An 8981-nucleotide genomic window follows, 5' to 3' on the forward strand; every position below is an offset into this window, starting at 1 on the left:
AGTGACCGTGAAGGTCGCGGTGTGCCCAGTCGTATGGATCACCCGATTCGGTTCCGCCGCCCCATCCGGCGTCACCGAAATCTGCGCGGCGAGGGGGGCGGGGGGCAGACCAGGGAGACCGACAAGCACGAGCGTAGCAGCGAAAGCTATGCGCAACGAACGACCGAGCGACATGGGACGCCTCCGAAGACCGGACGAGGAATACTCCCTCGCTAGGCAGAACCCACGCCACACCACCCCCCACCCCTATCTTAGTGCAATTCAATCACTTCGCTTGACCACTCCGGCGCAGGAGGGTGCGACATGCCCAGGCTTCACCTGCGACATTCTCTTAGCTGCGCACCGGTAGCAGCACCGTATACTCCGAATGTGACCGAACTGCCGGGCCGTCGACTTCATCGAACTCGAGTGGTATCACCGAGAGCGGGCAGCAACCGAGATTCGGTAACACGATCGACGTCGTCGTCGATACGTAAGATCCGCGGTGTGAGAAAGACGTAAAGTTCTGTTGAGCTGCTCCGCCGGGAAGACGACCCGAATAGGCCACCGATCAGGGGGATTCCCGATAACACTGGCACCCCCGACTGACTCCGCTCCCGCTGCTGGTCCTTGAGTCCCCCGATCACAATCGTCTGCCCGTCACGAACCAGCACTTGGGTATTCGCTTCTCGCGTGGAGATGATCGGTGCGTCGAACTGTACCTCGCTCGTCGCGGCATTGACTTCTTGCTGAATCTGCAGCGAGACATAGCCGTCCAGGTTGATCGTCGGGCGTACTGTGAGCTTGGTCCCTACGTCACGATACTGAATGACCTGGTCACGCGTCGGCGAGTCTGTGGGAAGCGATCGACTCACTTGCACGAACGGGCGCTGCGATCCAACAAGAAGGCGTGCTTCTGTATTATTGGACGCCACGAGAACGGGGCGGGAAACGATCTCCACATGACCCTTGCTTTGCGCCGCGCGAATTGTTGCATCAATATCGCGACGCCCGATCTTGAGCAGATTGATGACCAAGTCGCCCAGGCCACCACCCGTCACCTTGGCTGAGACCGTTCCATCCGTACCACGCGGAGGAACAAACAGGTCTGCCCCCAGCGAAAAGTCTTTGTTGGTCTGGGCCTCAACAATCAGGACTTCGATGAGTACCTGCAGTGGCCTGATGTCGAGTTGCTCGACCGCATCCCGGATGGCCTGGAAATCAGTATCCGACGCCCGAATAAACAGGGAGTTCGTAAGGTCATCGGCCACCACGGCAATATCCCCTCGGAGGACAGATTGCTGCGGCTCTGCCCCCGCCGCACCAGGCACCGATTCACCGGCCGCCGGGACTCGGGAACGGCGCAGCTCGTCGGTAAGCGTGCCACTGGAAAGCCCGCCGCGACTGGAGAACCCACCTCCAACACCGAACAACTGACCAATGACTGCCGCAGCGTCTACCGCCCGGGCATGCTTGAGACGTAGGACGTGGAGCTTGATGACGGCCTCGACCGACTGGTGCACAGGCACAACGACTTCGCCTTTCGGTACGATCTGATAAAATGCCGAGTCATCGACGAACGCGAGTCCATGTGTTTGAGCTAAACCCCTTAGTAGCGCCGCGACTTCCAGTGGCGTCACGGCATGCGGGGTATCCAGTGTCACTCTCACTTCGGGCACACCTGCGGCGATCACTGGCTTGGCGAGGCGCTTGCCTAGCAACTGGATGGCCAACCGTAGTTCGGTGTCGACGATCCGGATCGAGGCTGTGTCAACCGCGGCCTGCCCGGCCACGGATCGAACCATGAGCGCGATGAGAAGCGCACCAATATGGACTGCCTTCATCGCACCGTCTCCTCGAGACTCAATGCCCAGGTTGTGTCATAGCCAATAACGGAGACGACTCCTCCACGAATCGAGCGGACACGAAGACCGCCAACGGTATCACCCTCTTGAACCACCCTTCCGCCCTGCATTCCGGGGATGCCATAGAGCACAGCAAGGGGTGCCACTCCCCCCACCATCCCACCGAGGTAAAGAATCGGGCGTGCTGGCCTCGGCACCGCCGGATCATCAGCTACCGCCGGGGCACCAAGAACCCGAGACGACTGAAACGCCGCGGAGGCGCGAATCACATCCACCAGACTGTCAAACTCGGACTTCACCAAGCGCGCTCTCGGCACGACCATAGGGCGATCGACACCGGCCTCGGCTCCAGGGGCGGGACGATCAGTACCGAGTGCGGCGACGCCAACTCGGACAACCGCGACAGCCAGCAGCGTCATTACGGCCAAGGCCGCCCACCATCGCCGATCACGCACGGAGCGCAGCGCCATTGGTGCGCAGGAACCATGCTTCGACGACAACCTCGACTTTCAGCATCTTGGGTGCACTCTCTCCGGCCTGCTCGATTCGCATAAACGTGATGAACATGATCTGGCGCCCCCATTCGACGCGAGCCGCAAAGTCCAAGAGCTCGTCGAGCGTTGCCGACACGACGGCTCGGGCCCGGACCCGTCTGAGCCGATCCTCACCGAGTGAATCGGCCAACGGCTCGATCTGATCAAGCTGAACCCCGCTACTGCCGGCGACTCCTTCCAGATGCACCAACAATTCACCCTGCGCCTCTGGTTCCGTTGTTGCGGCCAGCAACTGCCCCGCGAGACCTGTGAACGCGGAGCGGAGCGAATCACTTTCGGCTTCGAGAACCGGAAGCAGCGTCAGCTGCTGCACCTGCCGTGCATGCACCGATTGCGCGGCATCCAGCCGAGCTCGGGTTAGCTGAAACCAGCCGAGGATCCCCGGGACACCCCGTACGGTGAGTAGCACAAGGAGAATGACGGCGACTCCAGCGCCGATCGCGCGACGGTCGCGCTCTTTCACGGGGACACTCGGGTCAACGTGATCTCAAACGGGCGACCGGAAATGTGGGTCGCTCCGCCAGCACGCGGTTTGGGTGGCGCCAACCGTACCGAGTCAAACTGACTGAGCCCCCGAAGCGCTTCGACGAGACGCCCCGAGGACTCCGCTCTCCCTACCACAAAGACACTGTCCGATGTGAGGGTGATTGCCCCGAGCACAGCATCTGGTGGCATCACAGACGCCAAGCCCGCAAGATCGTGAATGGCCTGTCCTCGTAGCCCACGAAGGCTGTCTGTCGTCTCGACGATCCGGCGAATCGCCTCGACCTCACTCCGCGCACGGTGTACAGCCTCGGCCCCGGGACGGGTCCGTGCGACCTCCGCGGACACGCGCGCCTCGGTGCGTACCAGCTGATAGGCAACGACAGCGGCCGTCGTCACCATCAGAGACGCCGCAACCGCCGCGGCACCAACCATGACCCGGCCTAATCGGCGAACTCGTGCGTGACGCTCTGCCAACGGCATGAGGTCAATCCCAGCCCACTCCGCTTCGCTCGCTACGACCCTGCTGACCCGAATTCGATACCTGGCGAGCGCGGCCAGAATGTCGGTGACAAACGCCATCTCAGCAGCGGCCAGGAACGCGATGCGTTGGCCCGCTTCGTCTACTACCCACGCCGCATCGGCGACCAGCCCACCCGGTACGACCCGGAAGTAGCGCTCGACATGCTGGTTCACCACAGTACGAAGCTGCCGCTCGGTCACGGGCGGAAACCCCGCCACCCGGCGGCGCTGGAGAGCCGGCGGCCCCACTGCCAGCCACCACGTGCGCCGCTTCACGTGCCAGGGCAGCGATCGCAAGAGTTCCGCGACATCCTCGGTGATATCGCCTGAAGCTGCGAGTTCACGAATCAGCACACGGTCCGAACGATGCACACGCTCAAGGCGGAACCGAGCCGACCCTACCGTCAGGATGTACCGGTTCGTCATGGAAACTCCTGCCAGAGCGTCGCCAATCGAGTCCCCGCCGTACGGAAGGCCACTCGCCCTTGAACAATCAACGGAGTACCGCGAACACCGGCCGAGAGATCCGCTACAATGGTGGTTGGCGGCTGGTCTGCAGGGTTAGCATGTACATCAAGCCGTCGGTTGTTACCTAGAACACTGACTCGTGGACGAAGACGATCGACCAAGGACGGGTCGACTCCTCTGACCAGCAGCAGCTCCTCGATCGACACCAGCGGCCCGTTTCTCGGTGCCCTGCGGCCACGCTCACGATACCAGCGGCCCTCTGCCAGACCATGGGCATCGACCGTATCGTCATCGACCCAATCCCGCACGGCCGACGCCAGGGAGTCGGAGCCTAGCAGTTGGAGCAATTGACCATCGGTCGCGAGGTTGATGTTGAACAGTTGATCTGCATCCGTCATTTTTCCGGTGCACCACGTCCCGCGACCCAACGCAATCGTGTCCAGAACCCAAAGCCGCGGTGTGGCTGCATATCGGGCTTTCAGAATCTCCCCGCACGACGCCCGTGCCCATTCAGCCCGGGCCAGATAGTCTCGGTTCGCCGTTAGGCGAGAACCGAGACGGATAGAGGCCAGTACGGTGACGCCAATCGCTGAGATGACGACGACAACCCAGAGCACCGAAAGCAGCACGAACCCTTTCCTGTTCATCCGCGACTGCCAATCACGAACAGCAGTGTGTCGGACACGGACTCCACGCGTTCCTTTTCTGACCACCATAGGATGAGGCGGATCGCCACGGGTGCGGTGGAGGGCGAATGCCATCCCTGCAGCCATTCGCTGCTGCCTCCAGATGTCAGGAGATACTGGGCTTCCAGTCCGTCTACGTGCTCGAAAAGCGTGATCGCGCCTTCACCAACTGTTCGAAGGAGCACTCGGCCACCTTCACCCATCAGCACGAGGCGGCGCGGTTCGAACCAGCCACGAGCGGTCTCCATGCGCGCCGTGAACTCGGTTGCCTGCGCCGATCCAAGAAAGTTGTCATCATCCCCCTGCCCCACCTGCAGCGACCGAAACGCCGAGGTGAGGAAGGCACGGGCTTCCGCCCGACGGTCGAGTGCGTCTCGCACTCTGACCACACGCCCGGCATCGGCGGCAAGCTGCCCCATCACGGCCCCCGCGAGGATCAGTACAACACCTCCCACCGCTAACCCGATAAGGAGTTCGATGACCGTAAACCCGTGGCGGCCCCTCATTGGACCCGCGCGCGGTAGACGACCGTCGTGAGGAGTTCCGACTCCGGATGCTCAGCAACCACGATCGAGAGGCGATACAACGTCGGCTCCGGACGTGTCACCACGACGGTAAAGGCTCCGATAACCTGAGCCCCCAGGCGGCGGTCGAGGTCGCCTCGATCCAATAGCACGGTTGCAACCAAGAGACGGTCTGCCTCCTCCAGCATACGTTCGCGCACGACCGCTCGAGACTCGCTGGCCAGCCCCCCAGCAACGAGCCCGACCACCGCGGCTCCAGCTACGCTGAGGATCGCAAGGCCCACGACGGCCTCGAGGAGCGCACCTCCGCGCACACTACTGGCCATTGACGGGCTCCTTGATCACTCGACCGTCGGGCAGGTAGCGGACAACCATTGCCCGGCCCGAATCCGCCACCTCAGTCAAAGTGACTGCCGTTCCGCTGAGGACCGCGCGGCGACGTCCTTCCTGCTCCTGGTCGTGCTGCGCAGTTCCGGATCCGCTCGGCCCGATCGTAAATGCGGTAATACCAGCCAGCGTGCCCAGGATGGTGATAACCACAAGCAACTCGACCAGCGTCGTTCCTGACCGCCCGCTCACGAACCCATCCCCGGCCGAAGGGCGTACACCGCTTGGAGGAGCGCAGCGGCCACAAACCCAACGCCGAGCGCAAAAGCGATAATCAATAGGGGCTCGATGAGTCCCACGAGCGCCTTGATTCGCTGCTCCCCGTCCGTCAACGCTCGCTCGCCTGCGCGGAGAAGCATCGGGCCCAATTGGCCGTTCGCCTCACCCAATGCGACCAACTGAAGCACGTCGTGATCCAGCGCAGCTTCGCGTTCGAGGCTCGTTGCGAGCCGGCTCCCGGCCGCCACGTGCCGGCGCACCTGTTCCAGGCGCCGTTGCAGCTCGCGATTGCCCGCCGCCACCACCGCGGCATCAAAGCTGGGCAGGAGCGGCATGCCCGCCACGAGCATGCCGCCGAGCGCTTCGGCAACACGACCCGAAGCACGCTGGACGATGAGCGGGCCGACGAGTGGCATGCGAAGCAACACGCCATCGAACGCAAGACGCCCGTGAGGTCGGCGAAGGTAGGCGAGCAATGCTGCGGTTGATGCGCCCAGCACCAACATCAGCGAGAACCAGTGAGCGACGCCCAAGCGCGCCACATTCAGCAACAGCTGCGTTATCGGGGGTGGAGCCTGTCCGAGATCCTCCAACAGGGTGGCAAAGCGAGGGATGACGACACCGACGATCAGCGCCGTCGAGAACAGACCGACAACCGTCAGCAGGAGAGGGTACGCGAGGGCCTGACGCAGGCGCGATCGCAGCTCGACCTCCCGTTCGAGGGCCGCAGCCACCTGCTCGAGTCCCTGATCAATCCGACTCCCGCGCTCAGATGCTTCCAGCATTCCCTGAGCTGCGCGTGAAAGCCCGGCCCCACTCTGCATCAACGCAGCGGACAAGGTCTGACCATGACGGAGGTGCTCACTGACCTCGTCCAGGACCTCAACGAGGGGGCCTCGCGCCAGGCGGCGGCACGATTCGACCGCCCTGGCCAGTGGCATCCCAACGCCGGTAAGACCGGCGATACCGCGCATCAGATGCGCCAACTGCTTCGAGCTTGGTCCGCCACCGAGGTGTCCTCGGCGGCGAGCTTCGGTCACCTGAATCGGGAGGAGTCCATCGTGGCTCAGTCGTTCGACCGCAGCGCGTTGCGATGCCGCCAGCACTCGTCCACGTCGAGTGGTGCCACTGGCATCCGCCGCAACGTACGCAAAAGGTCTCATCGCGCGCTTTCAGCAGCACGTAGACCTACATCAGCGTCGTCTCCGTCGCCGCCGGGTGCTCCGTCACGCCCGAGTGAACCCAGGTCATACTCCACGCTGCTCGCGTCCTGGCTTGGGCTTCGATAGATGTACGCGCGGCCCCAGGGGTCAACGGGCACGCCCCGCTTGAGATACGGGCCTCTCCAGTTACGCGCAGCCGGTACGCCCTCAGGCCGCGACACGAGGGCCGCCAACCCCTGACCCGTGCTTGGGTAGAAATCATTGTCGAGACGATAGGCGTCGAGAGCCAGTTCGAGGATCGCGACTTGTGTCCGAACGGCTGCCTGCTTCGCGTCTCCCACGTTTCGGAACACCAGGGGCGTCACGACTCCAGCAAGGATGGCAACGACGCTGATGACGACCAATAGCTCGATCAACGTAAAACCGCGCTCACGTTCCGGTGACACGGACCACCTCCTCGATCGTCGTGATCCCTGCCCTGACTTTGGCGATACCATCGTCGCGCAACGAGCGGTACCCTTGTTCCCGGGCGACAGTCCGCAGCGCAGAAAGGCTTGCGCCCCGTATGATCTCACCTTTCAACTCGTCCGTAACATGGAGCATCTCGTAGAGCCCAACGCGGCCGCGATATCCCGTCTCACGGCAGGCGGCGCACCCCCGACCGCGAATCAACGGGATTGACTCCTCACCCACTTGCTCGAGCATCGCCGCCGCCAGGGGCGCGGGAGCGTAGCCTTCCTGGCAGCTGCGGCACACGCGGCGAACCAACCGCTGCGCAAGGACGCCCTCGAGGGATCCGGCAATCAGATAGGGTTCGACCCCAAGATCGATGAGGCGCGGAATGGCCGAGATCGCGTCGTTCGTATGCAGGGTCGAGAACACGAGATGACCGGTCATGGCCGCTTGCACCGCAATGGCTGCCGTCTCGTGGTCACGCATCTCACCAATCATGAGTACGTCTGGATCTTGGCGGAGAATGCTCCGCAGTGCGGCCGCGAAGGTCACGCCGGATTTGACCTTGACCGGGACCTGCGCCACACCGGGCAAGTGATACTCAACGGGATCCTCGACGGTGACGATCTTTTCGAGCACCGCGTCCCGCAGGCCGAGCGCCGCGTACAGGGAGGTCGTCTTGCCGCTTCCGGTCGGTCCCGTCGTGAGGACGATGCCATAGGGCTTGGCAGCCATTCGACGAAAGGCGTCGAGCATCGACGACGGCATTCCGAGTTCGTCGAGCCCCACCGGATGGCCGCCACGCTCCAGCAAGCGGATCACGACCGATTCCCCATGAATGACCGGCATAGTTGACACGCGAAGATCGAGCTCGCGATCGTCCAGCCGGACGCGAATGCGGCCGTCTTGCGGGCGCTGACGTTCGGAGATGTCGAGCTCACCCAAGAGCTTGAGCCGGGACAGTACCGCGTGCTGCAGGCTGGATGGGGGCCCTGGTAGCTCGCTCAAGGCACCATCGATGCGGAGCCGCACGCGAAGGCCCTGTGCCGTGGCCTCGAGGTGGATATCACTCGCACCTGCCGTGTGCGCCTCGCGGATCAGCGTATTTACGAAACGGACGACGGGGGCCTGATTCGCCTCGCTTCGCACGTCGGTCGCGCTTACAACGTCGGTGCCGTGTACACCGTCAGTCTGGCCATCAAGTCCGCGCACCAGCTCAACGACGGACTCCTGCGTGGCAAAGGCGGCATGTACACCGGACTCGAGCTCAGCCGGGGTAACATCAACTAGGTCGATCTCGACCCGATAGAATGACGACATGTCCTCGATCGCATCTGCGCATTGGCCTCCGGCAACAGCAAGCCGCAAGCGCCCGCCGATAATATCCAATGGAAGGATGCCATAGAACATCAAGTATTCGCGGCGGAACGACTCCGAGAGTGGCAGGGAGGAACGAACAGCAGTCACCTTGAGATCCGTTGCAGCGATATCTGCCGCATAGGGCACTTCCCGTGCCGAGGGCGCCACATTCCTTAAGGCATCCGAATCAACGAGATACAGTGAGTCGCACAGCGCCCGCCTGCGACATCCTCGTCGCACCAGTGCGACATCCGCAAGCAATGTCGCACCCGTTGGCGCTAGATGTCAGCAGCAGGGACCAAAGAGCGACGTTCTACCA

At 62.9% G+C, this 8981-nt stretch carries 11 protein-coding genes; all 11 read right to left on the reverse strand.

The window, feature by feature from the left end:
* Nucleotides 1-395 precede the first annotated feature (395 nt).
* From KF785_17065 to KF785_17115, 11 genes are read right to left on the reverse strand one after another with little or no spacing between them, the layout of a single operon-like run.
* Nucleotides 396-1823: a hypothetical protein gene (locus tag KF785_17065; GenBank protein MBX3148479.1), complete on the reverse strand. Its 1428-nt coding sequence runs from the start codon at nt 1821-1823 to the stop codon at nt 396-398.
* The gene (locus KF785_17070; GenBank protein MBX3148480.1) at nt 1820-2314 is read right to left on the reverse strand and encodes a hypothetical protein; all 495 of its coding nucleotides are present in this window, start codon (nt 2312-2314) and stop codon (nt 1820-1822) included. The genes KF785_17065 and KF785_17070 overlap by 4 nt, the downstream gene beginning before the upstream one ends.
* Nucleotides 2292-2861 (reverse strand): hypothetical protein, encoded by a 570-nt coding sequence (locus tag KF785_17075; protein MBX3148481.1) that lies wholly within the window; start codon nt 2859-2861, stop codon nt 2292-2294. The genes KF785_17070 and KF785_17075 overlap by 23 nt, the downstream gene beginning before the upstream one ends.
* A complete protein-coding gene (locus tag KF785_17080; GenBank protein ID MBX3148482.1) occupies nt 2858-3829 on the reverse strand; it encodes a hypothetical protein in 972 nt (323 codons plus the stop codon). The genes KF785_17075 and KF785_17080 overlap by 4 nt, the downstream gene beginning before the upstream one ends.
* Nucleotides 3826-4518 (reverse strand): general secretion pathway protein GspK, encoded by a 693-nt coding sequence (locus tag KF785_17085; protein ID MBX3148483.1) that lies wholly within the window; start codon nt 4516-4518, stop codon nt 3826-3828. The genes KF785_17080 and KF785_17085 overlap by 4 nt, the downstream gene beginning before the upstream one ends.
* The gene (locus tag KF785_17090) at nt 4515-5063 is read right to left on the reverse strand and encodes a type II secretion system protein (GenBank protein MBX3148484.1); all 549 of its coding nucleotides are present in this window, start codon (nt 5061-5063) and stop codon (nt 4515-4517) included. Before KF785_17090 ends, KF785_17085 begins: the two co-directional genes overlap by 4 nt.
* On the reverse strand, nt 5060-5407 hold the full coding sequence (locus KF785_17095; protein MBX3148485.1) for a hypothetical protein: 348 nt from the start codon (nt 5405-5407) through the stop codon (nt 5060-5062). The genes KF785_17090 and KF785_17095 overlap by 4 nt, the downstream gene beginning before the upstream one ends.
* Nucleotides 5397-5660 carry a type II secretion system protein gene (locus KF785_17100; GenBank protein MBX3148486.1) on the reverse strand — a complete coding sequence of 88 codons (264 nt, stop codon included), beginning with the start codon at nt 5658-5660 and terminating at the stop codon, nt 5397-5399. Before KF785_17100 ends, KF785_17095 begins: the two co-directional genes overlap by 11 nt.
* A complete protein-coding gene (locus KF785_17105) occupies nt 5657-6850 on the reverse strand; it encodes a type II secretion system F family protein (GenBank protein ID MBX3148487.1) in 1194 nt (397 codons plus the stop codon). Before KF785_17105 ends, KF785_17100 begins: the two co-directional genes overlap by 4 nt.
* Nucleotides 6847-7347 carry a type II secretion system major pseudopilin GspG gene (gspG, locus tag KF785_17110; GenBank protein MBX3148488.1) on the reverse strand — a complete coding sequence of 167 codons (501 nt, stop codon included), beginning with the start codon at nt 7345-7347 and terminating at the stop codon, nt 6847-6849. The genes KF785_17105 and gspG overlap by 4 nt, the downstream gene beginning before the upstream one ends.
* Entirely contained in the window at nt 7280-8770 is a 1491-nt protein-coding gene (locus KF785_17115; GenBank protein MBX3148489.1) for a type II/IV secretion system protein, read from the reverse strand. The genes gspG and KF785_17115 overlap by 68 nt, the downstream gene beginning before the upstream one ends.
* Nucleotides 8771-8981 lie beyond the last annotated feature (211 nt).

Source organism: Gemmatimonadales bacterium (assembly GCA_019637315.1).
Taxonomy (GTDB): Bacteria; Gemmatimonadota; Gemmatimonadetes; order Gemmatimonadales; family GWC2-71-9; genus SHZU01.